General features: G+C 62.7%; 18 protein-coding genes and 1 pseudogene. 5 read left to right on the top strand and 14 right to left on the bottom strand.

What is annotated here, in order from left to right; all coding sequences use genetic code 11:
• Positions 1-63: 63 nt before the first annotated feature.
• From AAFG07_RS07970 to AAFG07_RS07955, 4 genes are read right to left on the bottom strand one after another with little or no spacing between them, the layout of a single operon-like run.
• Positions 64-1,245: an acyl-CoA dehydrogenase family protein gene (locus AAFG07_RS07970; RefSeq protein WP_342726774.1), complete on the bottom strand. Its 1,182-nt coding sequence runs from the start codon at positions 1,243-1,245 to the stop codon at positions 64-66.
• Between the two features lie 12 nt (positions 1,246-1,257).
• A complete protein-coding gene (locus AAFG07_RS07965; RefSeq protein WP_342726773.1) occupies positions 1,258-1,995 on the bottom strand; it encodes an SDR family oxidoreductase in 738 nt (245 codons plus the stop codon).
• Between the two features lie 57 nt (positions 1,996-2,052).
• Positions 2,053-3,600 (bottom strand): class I adenylate-forming enzyme family protein, encoded by a 1,548-nt coding sequence (locus tag AAFG07_RS07960; protein WP_342726772.1) that lies wholly within the window; start codon positions 3,598-3,600, stop codon positions 2,053-2,055.
• A gap of 49 nt (positions 3,601-3,649) precedes the next feature.
• The gene (locus AAFG07_RS07955) at positions 3,650-4,288 is read right to left on the bottom strand and encodes a 2-hydroxychromene-2-carboxylate isomerase (RefSeq protein ID WP_342726771.1); all 639 of its coding nucleotides are present in this window, start codon (positions 4,286-4,288) and stop codon (positions 3,650-3,652) included.
• Positions 4,289-4,496: 208 nt separating this feature from the next.
• Between AAFG07_RS07955 and AAFG07_RS07950 the strand changes: the two genes are divergently transcribed.
• On the top strand, positions 4,497-5,009 hold the full coding sequence (locus AAFG07_RS07950) for a helix-turn-helix domain-containing protein (protein WP_342726770.1): 513 nt from the start codon (positions 4,497-4,499) through the stop codon (positions 5,007-5,009).
• Between the two features lie 5 nt (positions 5,010-5,014).
• On the opposite strand, the gene AAFG07_RS07945 is transcribed toward AAFG07_RS07950, so the two are convergent.
• The 3 genes from AAFG07_RS07945 to AAFG07_RS07935 form a co-directional block, all read right to left on the bottom strand.
• On the bottom strand, positions 5,015-5,890 hold the full coding sequence (locus AAFG07_RS07945) for a PhzF family phenazine biosynthesis isomerase (protein WP_342726769.1): 876 nt from the start codon (positions 5,888-5,890) through the stop codon (positions 5,015-5,017).
• A 26-nt stretch (positions 5,891-5,916) separates the two neighbouring features.
• The gene (locus AAFG07_RS07940; RefSeq protein ID WP_342726768.1) at positions 5,917-6,960 is read right to left on the bottom strand and encodes an alpha/beta hydrolase; all 1,044 of its coding nucleotides are present in this window, start codon (positions 6,958-6,960) and stop codon (positions 5,917-5,919) included.
• Positions 6,961-7,063: 103 nt separating this feature from the next.
• Entirely contained in the window at positions 7,064-9,385 is a 2,322-nt protein-coding gene (locus tag AAFG07_RS07935; protein ID WP_342726767.1) for a molybdopterin guanine dinucleotide-containing S/N-oxide reductase, read from the bottom strand.
• Positions 9,386-9,998: 613 nt separating this feature from the next.
• Between AAFG07_RS07935 and AAFG07_RS07930 the strand changes: the two genes are divergently transcribed.
• On the top strand, positions 9,999-10,658 hold the full coding sequence (locus tag AAFG07_RS07930) for a hypothetical protein (RefSeq protein WP_342726766.1): 660 nt from the start codon (positions 9,999-10,001) through the stop codon (positions 10,656-10,658).
• The gene (locus AAFG07_RS07925; protein ID WP_342726765.1) at positions 10,655-10,921 is read left to right on the top strand and encodes an HGGxSTG domain-containing protein; all 267 of its coding nucleotides are present in this window, start codon (positions 10,655-10,657) and stop codon (positions 10,919-10,921) included. Before AAFG07_RS07930 ends, AAFG07_RS07925 begins: the two co-directional genes overlap by 4 nt.
• A gap of 663 nt (positions 10,922-11,584) precedes the next feature.
• Here the strand turns inward: AAFG07_RS07925 and AAFG07_RS07920 are convergent.
• From AAFG07_RS07920 to AAFG07_RS07910, 3 genes are read right to left on the bottom strand one after another with little or no spacing between them, the layout of a single operon-like run.
• Positions 11,585-12,328, bottom strand: a complete 744-nt coding sequence (locus AAFG07_RS07920) for an HNH endonuclease (RefSeq protein WP_342726764.1) — start codon at positions 12,326-12,328, stop codon at positions 11,585-11,587.
• Complete coding sequence (locus AAFG07_RS07915; protein WP_342726763.1) at positions 12,329-12,790, bottom strand: hypothetical protein; 462 nt, start codon at positions 12,788-12,790, stop codon at positions 12,329-12,331. It lies immediately after the preceding gene.
• The gene (locus tag AAFG07_RS07910) at positions 12,759-13,523 is read right to left on the bottom strand and encodes a hypothetical protein (protein WP_342726762.1); all 765 of its coding nucleotides are present in this window, start codon (positions 13,521-13,523) and stop codon (positions 12,759-12,761) included. The genes AAFG07_RS07915 and AAFG07_RS07910 overlap by 32 nt, the downstream gene beginning before the upstream one ends.
• Positions 13,524-13,887: 364 nt before the next feature.
• Between AAFG07_RS07910 and AAFG07_RS07905 the strand changes: the two are divergent.
• A pseudogene (locus AAFG07_RS07905) lies at positions 13,888-14,004 on the top strand (SOS response-associated peptidase); the annotation flags it as partial.
• 66 nt (positions 14,005-14,070) lie between these two features.
• Here AAFG07_RS07905 and AAFG07_RS07900 read toward each other — a convergent pair.
• The 4 genes from AAFG07_RS07900 to AAFG07_RS07885 form a co-directional block, all read right to left on the bottom strand.
• Entirely contained in the window at positions 14,071-14,550 is a 480-nt protein-coding gene (locus tag AAFG07_RS07900; protein ID WP_342726761.1) for a hypothetical protein, read from the bottom strand.
• On the bottom strand, positions 14,550-15,200 hold the full coding sequence (locus AAFG07_RS07895; RefSeq protein ID WP_342726760.1) for a hypothetical protein: 651 nt from the start codon (positions 15,198-15,200) through the stop codon (positions 14,550-14,552). The genes AAFG07_RS07900 and AAFG07_RS07895 overlap by 1 nt, the downstream gene beginning before the upstream one ends.
• Positions 15,201-15,456: 256 nt before the next feature.
• Positions 15,457-15,642 carry a DUF2158 domain-containing protein gene (locus AAFG07_RS07890; RefSeq protein WP_342726759.1) on the bottom strand — a complete coding sequence of 62 codons (186 nt, stop codon included), beginning with the start codon at positions 15,640-15,642 and terminating at the stop codon, positions 15,457-15,459.
• Between the two features lie 383 nt (positions 15,643-16,025).
• Complete coding sequence (locus AAFG07_RS07885) at positions 16,026-17,012, bottom strand: hypothetical protein (protein ID WP_342726758.1); 987 nt, start codon at positions 17,010-17,012, stop codon at positions 16,026-16,028.
• A gap of 296 nt (positions 17,013-17,308) precedes the next feature.
• On the opposite strand from AAFG07_RS07885, the gene fabF reads away from it, so the two are divergent.
• Positions 17,309-18,571 carry a beta-ketoacyl-ACP synthase II gene (fabF, locus tag AAFG07_RS07880; RefSeq protein WP_342726757.1) on the top strand — a complete coding sequence of 421 codons (1,263 nt, stop codon included), beginning with the start codon at positions 17,309-17,311 and terminating at the stop codon, positions 18,569-18,571.
• Positions 18,572-18,662: the final 91 nt, after the last annotated feature.

The raw sequence follows: 18,662 nt of genomic DNA, 5'->3' as shown, positions 1-18,662 counted from the left end.
CTCGTGCCGCTGCTGCTGAAGCGCGCTGCGATGCGCTCCAACGCCTTGTTTGAGCATCATGCTCTAGAGACCAAGCACCGCCTTGGCGATGATGTTGCGCTGGATCTCGTTCGATCCGCCGTAGATCGAGAGCTTGCGCGAGTTGAGATATTTCTCCGACGCCGTGTGGCCGTAGTCCGGCCCCGGCATGAAGTGATTGGCGCTGACCGGATGCTCGCGGATCGCAAGCCCGTCATTGCCGATCGCCCGATGGGTCAGCTCGGTGATATCCTGGAAGATCTCGGTGCCGCGGATCTTGAACAGCGAGGCCGCCGGCCCCGGATCGATGCCGCGCGCCATCTGGGCGACGACCCGAAGCTCGGTCGCTTCCAGCGCCAGCACGTCGAGCTCGACGCGGGCGATATCCCGGATGAATTCGAGATGCGCCGGATCGTCTTCCGGGATCTCGGCCTTCACGATCTTCTTCAGCCGCGCGATGTAGCGCGTCGAGCGGCCGATGCCGGCCATGCTGGTGCGCTCATTGCCGAGCAGGAATTTGGCGTAGGTCCAGCCTTTGTTCTCCTCACCGATCAGGTTCTCGGCGGGGACGCGGACGTTCTCCAGGAAGACGTCGTTGACCTCGTGCGAGCCGTCGATGGTGATGATCGGGCGCACCGTCACCCCCGGCGACTTCATGTCGATCAAGAGAAACGAGATGCCGGATTGCGGCTTGGCGGCCGGATCGGTGCGAACCAGGCAGAAGATCCAGTCGGCGTGCTGCGCCAGCGTGGTCCAGGTCTTGTGCCCGTTGACGATGTAGTGATCGCCGTCGCGCACTGCCTTGGTGCGGACGGTGGCGAGATCGGAGCCGGAACCCGGCTCCGAATAACCCTGGCACCACCAATCCTCGCCGGACAGAATGCGCGGCAGGAATTTCGCCTTCTGCGCCGCGTTGCCGAAGGTGTAGATGACGGGGCCAACCATGGTGACGCTGAAGGCCAGCGGCGGCATCGTGCCGGCGCGCGTCGTCTCCTGCTCGAAGATGAAGCGGCGGGTGATCGACCAGCCGGGTCCGCCATATTCCTTGGGCCAGAGCGGCGCGATCCAGCCCTTCTCGTGCAGGATGCGATGCCACAGCAGCATCTGCTCCTTGGAGAGGTCGGTCTCCGGATTGGGGACGCGCATCTCCGCCGGATAATTGTCCTTGATGAAGGCGCGGACTTCGTCGCGAAACGCCGCGTCTTCAGGAGAGAGCGCGAGCTCCATCTGCCGTGCTCCCTACCACTTCTCGCCGAAGGGCCGGATTTCGAGCTCGAAGGTCCAGGCACTCTTCGGCTGCTGGTAGAGCTGCCAGTAGGACGTTGCGACTGAAGCCGGCGGCATCAACAGATCGGGATTGTCGAGCGCGTTCGGGCCGAGCGCCTCGATGCGGCGCTGCCGTACCCATTCGGTATCGACGCCGGAATCAATAATCAGATGCGCGACATGGATGTTCTTCGGCCCGAGCTCGCGCGCCATCGCCTGCGCCACGGCGCGCAGGCCGAACTTGGCGCTGGCAAAGGCCGCATAACCGCTGCCGCCGCGCAGCGACGCGGTCGCGCCGGTGAAGAAGATGTTGCCCTCGCCGCGCGCCGTCATCAGCCGCGCCGCCTCGCGCCCCGCCAGGAAGCCGGAGTAGCAGGCCATCTCCCAGACCTTGCGGAACACGCGCTCGGTGGTCTCCAGGATCGGGAAATTGACGTTCGCGCCGATGTTGAAGATGCAGACCTCCAGCGGCGCATGCTTGTCTGCGTCGTTGAGGAACGCCGTGATCTCCTCCTCCTTGCGCGCATCGAGTGAACGCGCATGGATCTCGCCGCCGGCGGCCTCGATCTCCTTGACCAGCGGCGCGAGCTTGTCGCCGTTGCGGCGGCCGGCGAAGACCGTGAAGCCTTCGGAGGCGAATTTCTTGGCGATCTCGCCGCCGATGAAATCACCGGCACCAATGACGGCGACCGTCTTGTTTCTCTTCTGCATGGTGTACTCCGGTCTTGTTCGAGTGAACGATGTTGCGGACGACACGGCGGCTCAGCCTCAGCTGCGCAGCGACTCCGCGAGCTTGTGCTTCAGCAGCTTGCCCGTCGATGTCGCGGGCAGCACGTCCATCAGGATAATCTCGGACGGGCGCTTGTACGAGGTGAGTTGCGGGGCAATATGGGCCATCAGGTCCTGCACGGTGGCCGTCGAACCCTTGATCAGCTGCACAAACGCAATGATTTCCTCATTGCCCGCGACCGGCCGGCCGACCACGGCGCACTGCACAACGGCGTCGTGCGTGCTCAGCACCGCCTCGATCTCGGCCGGATAGACGTTGAACCCGGAGCGGATGATCATCTCCTTGGTGCGCCCGACGATGTAGAGGACCTCATTCTCGAAGCGGGCCAGGTCGCCGGTGTTGAACCAGCCGTCGGGGTCGATCGCCTTTGCGGTCAGATCAGGCGCGCGGTAATAGCCGCGCATCACGTTCGGGCCGCGGACATGCAGCTCGCCGACTTCACCCGATGCAACCGGCTTCAGATCGCGACCGACCAGCTTTGCCTCCAACCCCGGCATCACCGTGCCGACCGCATGGTCGGCCCGCGGATTATCGGGCCGGACGCCCGAGATGCCGGGCGAGCATTCGGTGATGCCATAGCCATTGAGCAGCGGCAGGTCGAGCTCCTGCTCGACCCGGGATTTGAGATCGAGATCGAGTGGCGCACCGGCCACCGAGATCACCCGCAACCGGCCGCGATCGAGCCTCGGCAGGCCGGCATTGCGCCGGTATTCGAGCAGGCGCTGGTAGGTGGCGGGCACTCCGTTCAGGATCGTGATGCCCTCCTCGGCCATCGCCTTGACCAGCGCGGCCGGGTCGTATTTGGCGACCAGCCGCACGGTGGCGCCGACCATCAAGGTCATCGTCAGCAGCGAGATGCCGACGATATGCGAGATCGGCAGCACGCAATATTGCACGTCGTCGGCCGCCATCTTGCGGAAGCCGGCGGTGCCGCGGGCGCTGAACAGCAGATTGCGATGGGTCAGCATCACGCCCTTCGGCGTACCGGTGGTGCCGGACGTGTAGATCAGGACCGCGACCTGGTTTGCGCCGTCGGCCTCGACCGGCTCGGCCGTGGTCGCTAAGTTCAGGCCGGTGACGGCAACGCCGCGGAGCGGGCCGACATCCTGCACAACAGCCTCATAGCGCGCGGCATGGGTGGCCGCTTCTTGCGACACGTCGGCAGTCAGCAGCACGCGGCGGGCGCCGCTGTGATCCCTGATCTGATCCAGCTCCCGCGGCGACAGCCTCGGATTGACCACGATTGACCAGACATCGAGCCGGCTCGCCGCCAGCAGCAGGCAGGCCAGCGGAATCGAATTCTCGCTCACGATCATCATGCGGTCGCCGGCGCGGATGCCCAGCGCCTGCAATGCCTCGGCGACGCGGCCGACCGTTCGATCGAGCTCGCGATAGGTCAGCCGCCCCTTGTCGTCGATCAGCGCCGGATGATCCGGCGTCGCCGCGACGTGGTGATCGATCACCTCGTGGAGGCGGTTCGGCAAGCCTTCCACACTTCCCTCGATAATCCGGATCGGCGCCTGCACTCAAACCTCCCTGTCGCTGCCCTTCGGGCTTGTGTTGAGGAATTTCCGCTCAGGCGGTCTTGCGCTGCCCCGCAGCCAGCTGCGCGACGATCTCTTCCTCGACCTCGCGCACCTTGTCCTTGCCGAAGAAGATCTCGTTGCCGACATAGAACGTCGGCGATCCGAACGAGCCGCGCGCGACCGCGTCGCTGGTGTTGTCGATCAGTTTCTTCTTGACGTCGTCCTGCTGGGCGCGGGCGATGAGACGATCGATGTCGATACCCGAGGACAGGAATGCCTCGCGGAACACCTGCGGGTCGTCCATCTTCTTGGGTTCAACCCACATGTGGGTGTAGGCCGCCCGGAAATAGGACTCGAACACGCCCTCGAACTGCGCGGCCACCGCGCCGCGCATCAGCGCCAGCGTGTTGACCGGAAAGAACGGGTTCATGGCGAACTTCGTGACGTTATGGCGGCGCAGGAAGCGCTCGGTCTCGAGCGCGTTGTATTCGGGCTTGTTCTTGATGCCGCGCAGCGATTCGCCGGGCGACATGTTGCCGGTCGCCTTGTAGACGCCGCCGAGCAGCACCGGGATGTAGTCGAACTTGACCCCGGTGCGCCTCTCGATCCCGGGCAGCGCGAGCTCGGCGAGATAGGCGTTGGGGCTTCCGAAATCGAAATGGAATTCGACCCTGAGCGGAGCAGCCATGGAACGCCCTTCCCTTCGATGGGCGGCAATCGCCTGTTGCCGCCGGTTGATCGTGGTCCGGACCATAAGTTCTATTTTAGAACTGTCAATATGATATTTGTCATCCAATGACCGAGCGGCAGGCTCTGCGTAGGCATCCTATTGAAATGACGTCAGTTCTGTTTTAGAATTTTGTGTGCGATGCCGTTGCAGATCGCAGGAGACGCCGATGAAATGGGATACCCTCGAGGAGGAGCCGTGCTCGCTGGCCCGCACCGTCGCTGTGATCGGCGACCGCTGGAGCCTGTTGATCCTGCGCGAATGTTTCCTGCGCATCCGCAGGTTCGATGACTTCCAGGCATCGCTCGGAATCACCCGGCATCTGCTCGCCGACCGGCTGAAGAAGCTGGTGCGCTTCGGCGTGCTGCGCAAGATTCCCTATCAGGAGGCGCCGAAGCGCTACGAATACATCCTGACGCAGAAGGGTCTCGACCTCTATCCGATCATCATGTCGATCGTGCACTGGGGCAACATCCACATGGTCGATGCACGCGGCCGGCCGTTGCTGCACGAACACAAGACCTGCGGGAAGATGTTCGACCCTGTCATGGTCTGCTCGGAATGCGGCGAGCCGCTGAGCGCGAAGGCGGTCCATGTGCATCCGGGCCCCGGTGCTCGGAAATCGTCGCCGGTGCACGCCAGCGCGCGGGAGCGGGCCAAGCGCGCCGCGGAATCGAGCTAGCTCATTCAGTGTGACGGCGCGGCCATCAGCACGACATTGCCGCCGAGCAGGCAACCGACCGCACGGCCGCCGGCGAAGCCGATGCGGACGCGGATCTCCGACAGACGCCCCATCGCCCGGCCCTGCAGGATTCGAATCTCGTCGTCGTTGGGAGCGACCAGGCCGCTATCAAGCAACCCGAATGCGAGCGCCGCGGCCGCGATGCCGGTCGCGGCATCCTCGCGATAACCGGACGAGCGCGGGAATTGCCGCGCCTCGAACAGGCGCGCCTCGCGGTCGATCACCGCGAACGGATAGAGCCCGGTCGATCCGATCCGGCCGCACACCGCTTCGACGGCATCGGCCACGGGATCCAGCGCATTCAGCGCTTCCGGAGAGAGCATCGGGATCAGGGTCTTGATCCGCGATGTGACCGCATTGCAGGGCGCGGCCCCGCCGATCGCATCCGGCTCGACCGCGAGCGCTCGAAGCACGTCATCGCGTTGCGCATCAGTGAGCGGAACGGTTTTTCCCGCCGGCTGGGTGATCTCGACACTTGGCTCGCCGTTGCGATCCCGGCTGATGAAGCCGGTCACGGGGCCGCTGCGCGTCGAGATCCGGATCGTATCGCCGGGCAGCTTGCCATGGCGCGCCAGCAGCCAGAGCGCGCCGATGGTTGCGTGGCCGCACATCTCCATTTCGTGGTTCGGAACGAAGAAGCGGAACGTGGCGTCGAAATCGTCGCTCTGCGCCGGCAATACGAAGCCGGACTCGTGACCATGGCGGCGCGCGACGTCCTGCATCTCGGACGCGCTCATGCCGCTTGCATCGACCACGATCGGACAGAGATTGCCGCCCTGCCCATCGACCGTGAACACGCTGACCATCTCGGCTGTCGTCATGATGTCGCCCGCTTGTCTCGCCGTTGCTACTTGACCAGCATCGCGCCGGTTTCCGGATGCTGCAACCAGCCGAGCAGCGCCTCGTGGAAGCGCGCCGGCGCCTGGATCTGCGGCGAATGGCCGAGGTCGGGGAATTCGATCAGCTGCGCATGCGGTATCCGCTTCGCGGCCGCCTTGCCCAGCACCGGATAATTGCCGAGCGTCTTGCGGATCTCCGGCGGCGCGGTGTCCTTGCCGATCGCGGTGGTGTCCTTGTCGCCGACAAACAGCAGCGTCGGCGGCTTGATCTGCTCGAACTCGTAGAACACCGGCTGGGTCGCGATCATGTCGTAGAGCCGCGCCGAGCTCGACGCCACCGCGGCGCGGCCCTTCCCGCGATACATGCCGGCCAGCATCTGCACCCACGTCTCGTAGGACGGATCCCAGGTGTCGGCATAGTAAGTGGCGCGTTCATAGGCGCGGATGCTGTCGGCGGTGACGCGGGTTTCGCGTTGCATCCAGCCGTCGAGGCTGAGCCACGGCACGCCCCTGGTCTTCCAGTCCTCGAGCCCGATCGGATCGACCAGCACCAGGTGGTCGGTGGCCTCCGGATACATCAGGGCATAGCGCATCGCCAGCATGCCGCCGGTCGAGTGGCCGACCATGATCGCGTGTTCGATCCCAAGCGAAGCCAGCAGCGCGCGGCTGTTGCCGGCGAGCTGCTGGAACGTGAACTGATAGCGCTCCGGCTTACTGGATTTGCAGAAGCCGATCTGGTCCATCGCGATCACGCGATAGCCGGCGCCGCTGAGCGCCTTGATGGTGCCGTCCCAGGTCGCGGCGCAGAAATTCTTGCCATGCAGCAGCACCGCGGTCTGGCCGTTCGGCGTCGCCGGCTTGACGTCGAGATAGGCCATGTCGAGCTCCTGCCCCTGCGAGCTGAAGCGATAATGCTCGACCGGATAGGGATAATCGAAGCCCTGCAATTCCGGTCCGTATGCCGGCTCGGCGGCCGATTGCGCCAAGGCGCTGGACGAAGCGAGCGCGACGGTTGCGGCGACGGCAAAATGAAACAGGGCTTTCAGATGCATTACAGGAGATCCGCAAGGTCAGAGGTGATCCGTGATGCCGTAGCCGAACGGCTCGGCGCCATCCAGCGCCCGCCGATGATTTGTTCGTGATCCGGCGATGAAACTACGCCGGATCGAACGCCCGGATTGGCGGCAGATTGCCGTTGAACCGCTCCACCTCGACGGTGGTGAGCTGGCCGGTGCAGCCCTGCGCGAAGGACGACGTGCCGATGTCGCGGGTCAGCACGTTGGGATTGCCATGCACGCAGAGCGGCGCCTCGTCGTCGGGGTCCATCGGATCGTACCAGGCGCCGGTCGGCAGTTGCACCACGCCGGGCGCGATGCCGTCGGTGACATGCACCGCGGCAAGGCAGGCGCCGCGCGCGTTGAAGATGCGGATGATGTCGCCCTCAGTGATGCCGCGCGCTTTCGCGTCGCGCGGGTTCATGCGCGCGACCTCGCGGCCGCGATGCTTGGCCTCTTGCGAATGGCCGCCGAAATCGAGCTGGCTGTGCAGGCGCGTCACCGGCTGGTTGGCGACGAGGAAGCACGGCGCGCCCGGCGTCGGCGTGTCGGTCTTCGCGAGCCAGACCGGATGGCCCGGGCAGTCCGCATCGCCGTGACCTGCGATCTTCTGCGAGAAGATCTCGATGCGGCCGCTCGGCGTCGGCAACGGCCGCGCCACCGGGTCTTCGCGAAAACGGCGCAGCGAGCCGCCGTCGTCGAGATGTTGCGGCACGACCAGGCTGCCGCGCTCCCAGAATTCCTCGAAGTGAGGGGCCTCGAGCCCGCGCGCGGCGAGGGCCTTGCGGGTCGGCTCGTAGAGATGCGCCAGCCATTGCCGCGAGGTGCGCCCCTCGGTGAAGGGTTCGCGGGCCCCGAGCCGGTCGGCGAGATCGGCGAAGATGTCGAAGTCGTCGCGCGCGAGGCCGAACGGCTCGGCGATGCGGTGCATGGCGACCATCAGCGGATCGTTGCTGGAATAGCCGATGTCTTCGCGCTCCAGCGTCATCGTCGCGGGCAGCACGATATCGGCGTGGCGCGCGGTCGCGGTCCAGGCGAGCTCATGCACCACCAGCGTATCGAGCCGCGCAAAGGCCTTGCGCAGGCGGTTGAGGTCCTGGTGATGGTGGAACGGATTGCCGCCGGCCCAATAGACGAGGCGGATATCCGGATAGGTCCGCGTCTCGCCATTGTAGCGATAAATGGTGCCGGGATTGAGCAGCATGTCGGCGATGCGCGCCACCGGAATGAAGTCGGCGACGCCGTTGCGGCCCTGCCCCAGCGTAGGTCCCGGCACCGCATTGACGCGGCGCCCGTAATAGCCGATCGCGCCGAGCGAATAGGCATAGCCGCCGCCGGGCAGGCCGATCTGGCCGAGCGCTGCCGCCAGCACCATGCCCATCCACACCGGCTGCTCGCCATGCTCGGCACGCTGCAATGAATGCGAGACGGTGATCAGCGCGCGCCGCCCGGCAAGCCGGCGCGCCAGCGTCCTGATCGCCTCAGTGTCGATGCCGCAGATCGCCGCAGCCCATTCGGCGCTCTTGGGCACACCGTCGCTCTCGCCGATGAGATAGCGCAAAAACACCGGCCAGCCCTCGGTGTAGCGATCGAGGAAGGCCTGGTCGTGCAGGCCTTCGCTGACAAGCGTGTGGACGATGCCGAGCATCAGCGCGGTGTCGGTGCCGGGCAATGCGGTCATCCATTCGGCGCCGGCCTCGACCGGCAGATCGTCGCGCAGCGGGCTGACCAGGATGAACTCGCAGCCGCGCCGCTGCGCCGCTGCCATGGCGCCGCGCTCGACATGCTTGCTGATCGAGCCGCCCGCGACCATCGAGTTCTTCAGCGCCATGCCGCCGAACGCCAACACGATGTCGGTCTCGGCTGCGATCTGCTCCCAGGTGACGTTGCGCTTGGTGATGTCCTCGTAGCCGGTCAGAATCTGCGGCAGCAGCACCGAGGACGCGCCGGAGGAATAGGAGTTCACCGAACGCACATAGCCGCCGAGCGCGATGTTGAGAAAACGATGCACCTGGCTCTGCGCGTGGTGGAAGCGGCCCGCGCTCGACCAGCCATAGGAGCCGCCGAACACCGCGCCCGGGCCGACCGTGTCGCGGACACGCGCGAGCTCGCCGCCGAGCAGGTCGATCGCCCTTTCCCAGCTCACGGAGACGAATTCATCGCGGCCGCGACGGTCGTCGGGCCCGGGCCCGCGTTCGAGCCAGCCGCGGCGGATCGCGGGCTGGGCGATGCGCGCCTGGTGGCGCAGCGCGCCGGGGAAGTTGTTGATGATGCCGCTCGGATCGGGATCGCCGCCATAGGGCCGGACTTCGAGGCCCGCTTGGCCGAGCCGCGCCGAGAACACGCCCCAATGCGAGGTATGCGGCTTGAAACCATCGGACAGATCGAGGCCGGGATCGGGGTAGCCAATGGTTTCGCTCATCGAATGTCCTTCATCCGCGGGCCGGCGGCGAGGCCGCGCCTGGGTCGCAACGTTCCGGCCAGTATAGTGATCCAATCGGCCCGCGATACCCGCCGGCCGGTTATCGCCCCGTGCCTTGCCGGCATAGCGGGACGGGGGCGAGCGCCCCCGGCGCAACGCGGCAATTTGCACATGACGTCTGCGCAGATCGTCCGCGGGCTCTCTTCGCCTCTCCCGCTTGCGGGGGAGGCCGACGCGCGCCCAGCGCGCGGCGGGTGGGGGCTCTCTCCACGATATGACTCGCGGGGAGAGCCCCCACCCCAGCCCTCCCCCGCAAGCGGGAGAGGGAGCCGACTTCGGATCCCCCGCAGCGCCGCGCCGCCAAAATATCGAAAACAACCCCATGCACAGTAGCCGGCGGCTGCCTTGCGCTTGATGAGTCAACTTGACACGTCGGGCAACTCAGGGGTAGTTTTCCAATATTCCGAAATCGTGCAAGCGCCCCTCGCCCCGCAACAGCGGGCGCGACGATTGCGCTTGCGACCAAAACCCCTCCCCACAATCGACATCGCACCGGCTGCCGCAGCGAGCGATCGCCTGCACGCGTGCCACGCGCGCCCCAAGGACCATCGACATGACGACTGCACCTGACATCACCGTGCCGACCACGGCCGCCGCAACCGGCCAGAACCACGCCACCGCGACCCCGCGCATAAAACTCTCGCGGCGCGGATTCGCGATCGACCATCCCGACCGGAAGCTCGGCGAAGCGCTGATGGCGAACGCGCTGGGCGCCGCCGATCGCGACGCGATGGACGGCATCCTGCGGCAATTGGTCAAGGCCAGCGTGAGCGGCGGCAAGCCCTGCGAGGTCAACCTCGCCTTCATGATCTCGATGGTGAAGAGCATTGGCCCGCGGGATTCCGTCGAGGCCATGCTGGTGGCGCAGATGGTGTCGGTGCACGTGATGGCGATGCGCTGCGCCCATCACCTCGCGCATGCCGACGACCTCGCCCAGCACGACAGCGCCGCGCGGGCGCTCGGCCGGCTCACCCGCACGTTCCCCGCCCAGATCGACGCGCTGAATCGTTATCGCAGCCAGCGCGAACCCGCCATCACCGTGCAGAACGTGAAGGTGGAGGACGGCGGCAACGCCATCGTCGGCACCATCACCCAGCATGCGAGAGTGATCGTCTCCGACCAGACCCCGGCCGCCGCGGCGCGGGCACTGAGGCCCGCGGGCGCCAGGCAACGGCATGATGCCGCCGATGCAAGGCAGGACGCTGAGGCATGAGCGGTCACACCAAAACCACCGGCCCGATGCGGGCGAGCCGGCGCTGCGGCGCCAAGACCCGCACCGGCGGCGCGTGCCGCGCGCCGGCGGTGCACGGAAAGACACGCTGCCGCATGCACGGCGGCGCCAAGGGATCCGGCGCGCCAAGGGCAAACCGGAACGCGCGCAAGCACGGCCTATTCACCCGGGATGCGATCGAAGAGCGGAGGGAGATACGGGCGTTGTTGGGGGGCGTGCGGAAGCTGCTGGGAGGGATTAAGTGATTGGGTGCGGCGAAGAGCGCGCAGCCAAAGAGGAACAGGCGACGGATCAATCCGCTAGGTAGGGCGTCGGCTGAAATCCCATCAGAAGCTCGAAGAGAAAGCGGCGAAGTACAAATAGAACTCACTGCGGTCCGCTCCAAGAAAGAAAGCGAAACCAAAACCTAGTTGCGCCACGTCTGCTTCGTCAGCTTGTCGATTCACATCTTCGCGGCGCGGCTCACCACGGCGCGTCGGACATCGTCCGAGCAAGTGGCCCATTGTTTCGGTCTGGCGTGCTAAGCGGTCGGCTTCATCGCTACGCAAAATTCGACCCATCGCATCCTGAAAATGTTGCAGCCCAGCTCGTCGGCCTGACGACGACGGTCGACGATCAAGGCTCTACGCCAGTGAAGACGGCTGACGTCATCAGAGCGTATCCATTTCACTGTACTCATCGGGTCTGGCGCGACCCAGAAAATGGGAGGTTCTAGTGACCGTTCCGCGATTAACAAGTTGGCGGCCGGAGTGCCATATTTACCGGGAACCGGGCGATGGGGGGTGGGAATTCGTTGTTCACCCCCATCCGAGCTTTAATCCAGTGCTGGTGATCTCGTGTTTGCGAGGCTTTTGGCTACTTGAAATCTTCCGCTGGCGATGGACGAATGATCCGGCCCAAAGCCAACGTTAGGCGTCTCTTGCGCGCCAAGCGCCTGGAATCATCGCCTGCAGGTCCTTTAGGCGTTGAGTTCGCGCTTTTTGTTCATCGGGCTCTTCCGGGAGATCTATGAGCGGAGATCCGGCATGCTCGCAAAGTAAGTCTTCTATTTCTCGAGCAAGATCGCTCGCTGCCTTTTCGGCTTGAGCCATCGCTACGGCGGCTCGCCCACGAATGCTCTTCGGGAGACGATCGATCGAGACCCCTCGCAATGCGCGCACTCCGGCAGCGACGGCCTCGCGAGCAAGTTTCTCGCGCTGCCGGAGATCCCGCAGCTTGCGTAACATCGCACGATTCAGGTCAAGAGCATGTATGCTGTAGTCGCCAGCTGGCGATGCCGGATCGAGCCGAATACCATTTAGAGTGAAATGGTCCTCAAAGAAATCAGTGTCTGGGCGAAAGAACTTAATGCCTTTTGCTCTGGCGTCGGCCGGCGGGGTGCGATCTCCTTTGCGTATATTGCACTCGTTACAGCAGTACATGAGGTTGCCGTAGTCATTCACCAGATCGCTTCGAGCACGCTGGGGCTCATAGTGGTCGATGGTGAACCTTATTGCGAGCGCTTCAGCTTCAGACATCGTGCAATATGCGCAAGAATGCAGGAAGTCGCGCCGAAGGTACGGCTTGTATTCTCGATAATCGCTAAGCTTCGGTACATTGGCCGAGCGGACCACCAACTCCGATGGCTTCTTCGCCGCAGGAAGCGTCGTCATCTAGCGCTTTGCCTTCCCCATTTCGGAGAGCTGAGAGGTCAGATCCTTCATGTCTTTAGATAGCCTCTCGTATCGTTCGATGGCTCCTTCCAGAAAATCAGCAGCGTCGCCATAAAGGGCATCCTCAATCCTGTCGAGTTGCCATCGAACGTATTCGAGACGATTGTGCTCCTTTTTGGTGATCTCGCCAGCAAAATGCTTGTTGAGTAACACCTGCCGCTCTATCAGAAGTGCATCGTGGTCGCTCTCGCTAATTCGCGCCGCGTTTCTCCGGCCGGCGATACGCGACGCTACTGCGGCCTCCCCGTAATCAAAGTTGGGCAGACGGATGTTCGCTACCGTGCTACCCGTGTTGCTCGTACTGGCCGAGCCCGTCGGAACGGCCCCATCAGCTGCTGGAGCGGCGCCCGTTTCATCAAGCTCATAGCTGTTAACCAGCCTTGTGGCCGACATCGATCTCATCGAAACGATTTCCTTCTGCCAAATCTTCGAAGTATCTTAGGGCCGCTCTTTCGGTCTCTCCAAAGATTTCGCTCATTGCGGCCTGCTGCACCGGCTTTTCGATGTTGTAGGTTCGCTGAAAGTCGAAGACCAAGGTGAGCAAATCCTCCGCATGTTCGGTCCGCAACAGAGTATGAGCACAACGGTCCGTCCATCCCGGCTTGCGATCGATCTCGGCCGTCAACTGAATGCTAAATCCGTCGGTCAATTTACCCCATGGCTTGCCCATCCAACTCAGCATCCTGGCTATGCCGGGTGGCACGATGTCTTCCGACACTACAGTAGTGGAGACAATGCCAACGCGACTAATCGTTCGGCTTTCACGCTTGGGGATTAGCAGAGCAGCTTCCGTCAGCTTCGCAAGGGTCTTCGGCAGCAGCTGGGTGTATGGTAGGGGTTCCGAAAGCATCTCCATGATCGGTGCACCACCGCTCACATTCTTGGCACGCATTCGGTGATTGAAGGTCACATGAACCCGCCGGTGGTCGGCGCCATATTTGTAGCCGTCATTAGTATTGAACGTGACCGAGAAGTTATCGGCTTCATCAACCGTGAAAGCCGCCCTGGTTCGCTCCTCGTGCAGGTCGAGAATTGGTGCGAAGGCGTCGAGCAGCCGCAAGGCTGTCACGAAGTGCGTGCTTAGCGTTACCCCGGCTGCTGGGGTCGATCCCAATTTGTCGCACCAGCTGCTCATGTCGCACCTTCAAAAGTCACGCGCCCAAGCCGTTGCGACATGGCGATCTTTTCCCATGTCGGGCCTCAACTTGGAACCTTCGCTAGAATATTCCCAGAAATCAAGCCGCCCGGACAGGGTGTACAATGTTTTCTGCAACCTGAGAGCGTGCAAACCGCGTCGACGAAGCACCCTCTGAATCAACTTCAACCACATGCGGTTACGGTGACAGTAGACCTAATTTGCATTCTAGGAATGGTCAACGCGGCGATGCCACACCGGGTAACGCGGTGCGGCTAGTCGGGGATGACGACACGAGCGAGGCGACGAGTAGGATGCGAAATAATCGTATCAGGCGTCAATTGAGTGCACTCACCGCAACTATGACGCCATTGAAACCTGGCTGACCGCTCCGCCCGAGGAACCGCGGCTGCACCTGCTTCCGGACGGAACGCTCAAAATCGTAGCCCGAGGTCAGAAAGAAGATGGCGCATCCAACTAGTCCGGTTGCGCGGCTATTTCATGTAAAATATTCTCAGGAACATCGCGCGCCATCTCGTAAGCGTCGTCAGTGCCATGCCAACGCAGGTTTAGCCGGAACTTTGCCCGTCTCCAGTACACGCTTGCGCTGGTTTTCCACATGGAGATACACGCCGAGCGCGTAGCGATACATCCCGCGAATCTCCAACATCGCTTCGAGTTTCTGCTTGTCGCGCAATGAAGTGGCGGCACCTGCTTTGGCTTCCAGGACCATGATATTGAAGCGGTTGTCCATCCGCTTGTGAATGAGGATGTCCGGCTTGATCCGTCCGTCCCGTATAGACTTCGGATGCACACGCTGTCGGTTATATTCGCAGTCAACATTCAAGGCGGAAAACGTCTCAAGATATACCGCGAGCCGATGACAGATCGCCTGCTCATGCGCGCCTATCGCGAGAAGCAAGAGATCGCGTTTTAGTAATTTCTTGCAGCCCCGCCATACTGCGATCTTTGCGGCATCCGCGCGTTGCTCCATGGTCATTCCGAGCAATTGCGCTTCCGACAGCATTAGACGGGGCCGTCCGTGAGGGTCAGGCTCAACCCATTGGGAACGGTTAGCTGCTCCATCATCGCGGTAAGAGCATTCGGGATCGGCAAAGCGAGATTGAGGCCCAAACGCGGGTCCGCTTCATGGCATCGAAGAGCCTCGGTAATGAGCGTGCCGACGGTCATCGCACGAGAGAAATCCAGTCTGCCGCCATGCACGTCGCCGGAGGGCACAACCGCAATGCTGGAAGGCCCATAGACCCATACGTAGGAAGACTTCGTCCGCTTCTTCATCTTGCCCACCTGCTCGGCGAGGCCGGCGTAGTCGGTCGAGTCATCCCACTTCGATTGGATAGTCATCCCTTTATTGATGGTATGGCCGGCGGCATTCATCACGACCGAGATGTAAACGTCCGCACCTGAAGGTTTCTCCCAACTTCCGCGCCCCTTGTCCGGAAAATCCTGAGCATGAACCGACACGCTCACGCCAAATACCTTGAGGTTGTTAAGTTCGCTTTCGAGGCGGTCTGCGATCTTGCTCGTGAACTGATGTTCTTGCGTTGTGGCGAAATAGTGTCGCACACACGCCTGAGCAACAATCCCGTCGATGAGTTGACCTACGTGGCGATACGCCCGCTCGCGCCGTGCCCTGTTTTCCTCCTCCGTTACCACACATCCTCTCCTCTACCTCGGTGGTCACTTATAACTCTGAGCCCAAGCCGCCGGCAGCCAAACCGGAGTCTATGGTGACAGTGCACCTAACTTCCATTCTCGAAATGCTCCCCGCGCGGCGTTGCCGCGCTCGCTAACGCTGTGCGGCTAGTCGGGGATTGACGATACGGACGACGCAGGGTGACTACGATGCAAGCAATGGTATCAGGCATCAATTGAGCGCACTGTCGCCGCAATTCGGCGCCGCATTCTTGATTCAGCCAATAACTGGGCCGCCATCGTCTTCAACAACGCTGTGGGGCGAAAATGATTTGGCTTGCGGTTTGTCGCTCTTGTCGAACCATTCACACCACAAATCACCATCGGTCTGGATCACCGTAACTGTCATGAGCGGACCACCGGATTTGAGCCGGACGGTATCTCCAGCTTTGAAATTGGACATCTGAAATTCCTCCTACTTAAGGTTGAAGAATGACCCTAAATCACCGAAGAATTAATGCAAGCAACCTGCGTCTAATTCGTTCGACTGAGACGTTCCTCAACGTTGGCGACAGGCCCGTTGGAATTGGCTGTTTCGTGAGACTCAATAGCGGAGGCCCGACTATGATGGTCGTGGAAAATAATCGGAGCGCCCTCGTTTGCGCGTGGCGGGATCGCAACGGGACGACTTTTGAGCGCTACTTGCCTGCCTCTTGCGTCCACCGCGTTTCGCCCGCCAGCGAATAAAGCGACGAACGATTCGATGTTGCGGTGACAGTGCACCTAACTTCCATTCTCGGAGCGGGCTACACCGTAAGCAGTTCGGCTATCGCATCAACTCGAAACCTATTTCAGGCCTCTCTTCCGCTTTTCACGACGCAGTATCTTCTCGAAAGCGTCTTCCCATCCATCGCGATGCGGAAGTCGATCAAACTTCTTGTCCGTCCCGTGAAGCAGATCAATTCGCGATCTTTTCGAGACTTGTTCCCAATCGTCATACAGCAGGTAGAGCGCGTTCCCGTATTGGACGTTCTCAAAGACGACTAAATCATCCGCATATTTGGCACCGATATACGATCCGAATCCTCCAGACCCTCGCAAATAAGCCAACGGTGTGAGTTTCGCGAAGAGGCGAATGCGTTCCTCGATCTTTCCGCGCGCCGCAGCGCTTGACGCTCTTCCCCTCAACAACCTCTCAGCAACCTCCCCAGCATTGCCCGGTGGAAATATCTCCCAGTCTAACGCGATCGTCTTGATATACTCAGCGATAGGCGTGTCGCTGCTCACCACGCCGATAGCTCCGCAATTTTCCTGAAGCAAATTAAGCATGAAGAGCAGTTCGTCCCCCAATTTCGCGCTCGACTTATCCAAGTCCTCTTTAATCCGCAAATGCACGACTATGCCGCCACTTGGGTCTGTGCGTAGTACGTGCGTCGAAATCGAATAGCTTCTCGCCTCGTGAATCTCTCGTTGAAAAACTTCCCGTTTCGACTCATGGAGATGCGTTCCATAGGTGGCTGCGTCGCCAAAATTGGGCGTTTCCCAATAGAACGATTTTTTGATCTTCGGCAGGTCGCGCCGAACCACTTGCCATCCGTTCCGATTGCGGTCTGAGTATGGGCCCATGTCTTCGGAAGGAATAGTCTCCGAAACCGAGCCTGCGGTTGAGCCGATCTTCAGCAACTTGAGCGGAGTTGCCGAAATCTCCGCTGCTGTGAGCGTCTTGGTTACACCAACGTGGAAGACTTCACCCTTCAGGGCGCTCAACTGGCTCATGATCGAAGGCGAAGCCTTCTTGAAATTGCGCTTCCACGGTAGTTCTCGATACTTCATAGGCTAGCAATCCTCGCAGTCATTCAGACGTGATTCGAAAGAACTGCAGGATGACACGCGGAGCGGGTATTGGCGGCGCATTTCCCGCTTATCCCGCTTATTCACAGGGTCGCAACTGTCGCATCACCGTCCGTCGATTCGCTGGCGGGCGAGCTTCCAAGGCCTATGAGGTATCTGCCTGACGCCTTGACGTCCGGTGGGGCGAGATAATACATGACAACCATCATATAACATAGACCCGCCGCCTTGGCAGTTTCGAGTTCCGGCCACGCCGGCAAGACCACGACAGGAGAACCATGCGTCGAATTGTTGTGACGGGCCTGGGGACGGTGTCTCCGCTGGGCTGTGGCACCGAACTGGTCTGGTCGAGGCTGCTTGCGGGGCGGTCCGGGCTTGGCGCATTGCCGGCGTGGGCGGCCGCGCTGCCGGCGCGCGTCGCAGGACAGGTCCCTGACAAGGCCGAGGATGCCGAGGGCGGCTTCGATCCCGATCTCGCGGCGCCGCGCAAGGACCAGAAGAAGATGGACCGGTTCATCCTGTTCGCGCTGCTGGCCGCAAGCGAGGCGGTGGCGCAGGCCGGCTGGATGCCGGCCGAGGCGCATGCGCAAGCGCGCACCGCGACCGTGATCGCGTCCGGGATCGGCGGGTTTCCCGCGATCGCGGACGCCGTGCGCACCGCGGAGACAAGCGGGCTGCGCCGGCTGTCGCCGTTCACCATTCCGTCCTTCCTGGCCAATCTCGCGGCCGGACACATCACGATCCGCTACGGCTTCAAGGGGCCGATCGGCGCGCCGGTGACCGCTTGCGCGGCGAGCGTGCAGGCGATCGGCGATGGCGCGCGCCTGATCAGGTCGGGCGAAGCGGATGTCGCGATCTGCGGCGGCGCGGAGGCCTGCATCGATCCGGTGAGCCTTGGCGGCTTTGCGGCGGCGCGGGCGCTGTCGACGTCGTTCAACGACACGCCGGCGCGGGCGTCGCGGCCGTTCGATCGCGACCGGGACGGTTTTGTGATGGGCGAAGGCGCGGGCGTGCTCGTCATCGAGGAGCTCGACCACGCGCTGCGGCGCGGCGCGAGGCCGATCGCCGAGCTCATCGGCTACGGCACGACGGCGGATGCCTATCACATTACCGCGGGTCCCGAGGATGGCGACGGTGCCGCCCGCGCGATGGAGGCGGCGCTGCGGCAGGCCGGGCTGCGGCCCGACCAGATCCAGCATCTCAACGCGCATTCGACCTCGACGCCGGTCGGCGATCTCTCTGAACTCGCGGCCATCAAGCGCGTGTTCGGGCGCGAGGGAAGCGTTGCCGTCAGCGCGACCAAGTCAGCGACAGGACATCTGCTCGGCGCGGCCGGCGGCGTCGAGGCGATCTTCACGGTGCTGGCGCTGCGCGATCAGGTGGCGCCGCCCACCCTCAACCTGGAGAACGCCGATCCGGCCGCCGAGGGCATCGACCTCGTCGCGAACGTGGCGCGGCGAACCGCCATCGAACACGCGATTTCGAACGGCTTTGGATTTGGCGGCGTCAACGCCAGCCTGGTGTTCCGACGCTGGTCTTGAATCGGCAGGCGGCTCCGCAGGCGTGACGGTTCAAGCCGGCTCGCGCGCTTGCGGGGTGATCAAGCTATCGTAGCCCGCATGAGCGCAAGCG

This window comes from Bradyrhizobium sp. B097, assembly GCF_038957035.1.
Taxonomy (GTDB): domain Bacteria; phylum Pseudomonadota; class Alphaproteobacteria; order Rhizobiales; family Xanthobacteraceae; genus Bradyrhizobium.
Note: the sequence above shows the minus strand (reverse complement) of the source record. Positions and strands in the feature narration are given on the sequence as shown.

Bases quoted from the DNA above. Each gene is read 5' to 3' on its own strand.
- AAFG07_RS07970 (WP_342726774.1), bottom strand. From the start codon at position 1,245: ATGGAGCTCGCGCTCTCTCCTGAAGACGCGGCGTTTCGCGACGAAGTC.
- AAFG07_RS07965 (WP_342726773.1), bottom strand. From the start codon at position 1,995: ATGCAGAAGAGAAACAAGACGGTCGCCGTCATTGGTGCCGGTGATTTC.
- AAFG07_RS07955 (WP_342726771.1), bottom strand. From the start codon at position 4,288: ATGGCTGCTCCGCTCAGGGTCGAATTCCATTTCGATTTCGGAAGCCCC.
- AAFG07_RS07950 (WP_342726770.1), top strand. From the start codon at position 4,497: ATGAAATGGGATACCCTCGAGGAGGAGCCGTGCTCGCTGGCCCGCACC.
- AAFG07_RS07945 (WP_342726769.1), bottom strand. From the start codon at position 5,890: ATGACGACAGCCGAGATGGTCAGCGTGTTCACGGTCGATGGGCAGGGC.
- AAFG07_RS07940 (WP_342726768.1), bottom strand. From the start codon at position 6,960: ATGCATCTGAAAGCCCTGTTTCATTTTGCCGTCGCCGCAACCGTCGCG.
- AAFG07_RS07935 (WP_342726767.1), bottom strand. From the start codon at position 9,385: ATGAGCGAAACCATTGGCTACCCCGATCCCGGCCTCGATCTGTCCGAT.
- AAFG07_RS07930 (WP_342726766.1), top strand. From the start codon at position 9,999: ATGACGACTGCACCTGACATCACCGTGCCGACCACGGCCGCCGCAACC.
- AAFG07_RS07925 (WP_342726765.1), top strand. From the start codon at position 10,655: ATGAGCGGTCACACCAAAACCACCGGCCCGATGCGGGCGAGCCGGCGC.
- AAFG07_RS07920 (WP_342726764.1), bottom strand. From the start codon at position 12,328: ATGACGACGCTTCCTGCGGCGAAGAAGCCATCGGAGTTGGTGGTCCGC.
- AAFG07_RS07915 (WP_342726763.1), bottom strand. From the start codon at position 12,790: ATGAGATCGATGTCGGCCACAAGGCTGGTTAACAGCTATGAGCTTGAT.
- AAFG07_RS07910 (WP_342726762.1), bottom strand. From the start codon at position 13,523: ATGAGCAGCTGGTGCGACAAATTGGGATCGACCCCAGCAGCCGGGGTA.
- AAFG07_RS07900 (WP_342726761.1), bottom strand. From the start codon at position 14,550: ATGCTGTCGGAAGCGCAATTGCTCGGAATGACCATGGAGCAACGCGCG.
- AAFG07_RS07890 (WP_342726759.1), bottom strand. From the start codon at position 15,642: ATGTCCAATTTCAAAGCTGGAGATACCGTCCGGCTCAAATCCGGTGGT.
- AAFG07_RS07885 (WP_342726758.1), bottom strand. From the start codon at position 17,012: ATGAAGTATCGAGAACTACCGTGGAAGCGCAATTTCAAGAAGGCTTCG.
- fabF (WP_342726757.1), top strand. From the start codon at position 17,309: ATGCGTCGAATTGTTGTGACGGGCCTGGGGACGGTGTCTCCGCTGGGC.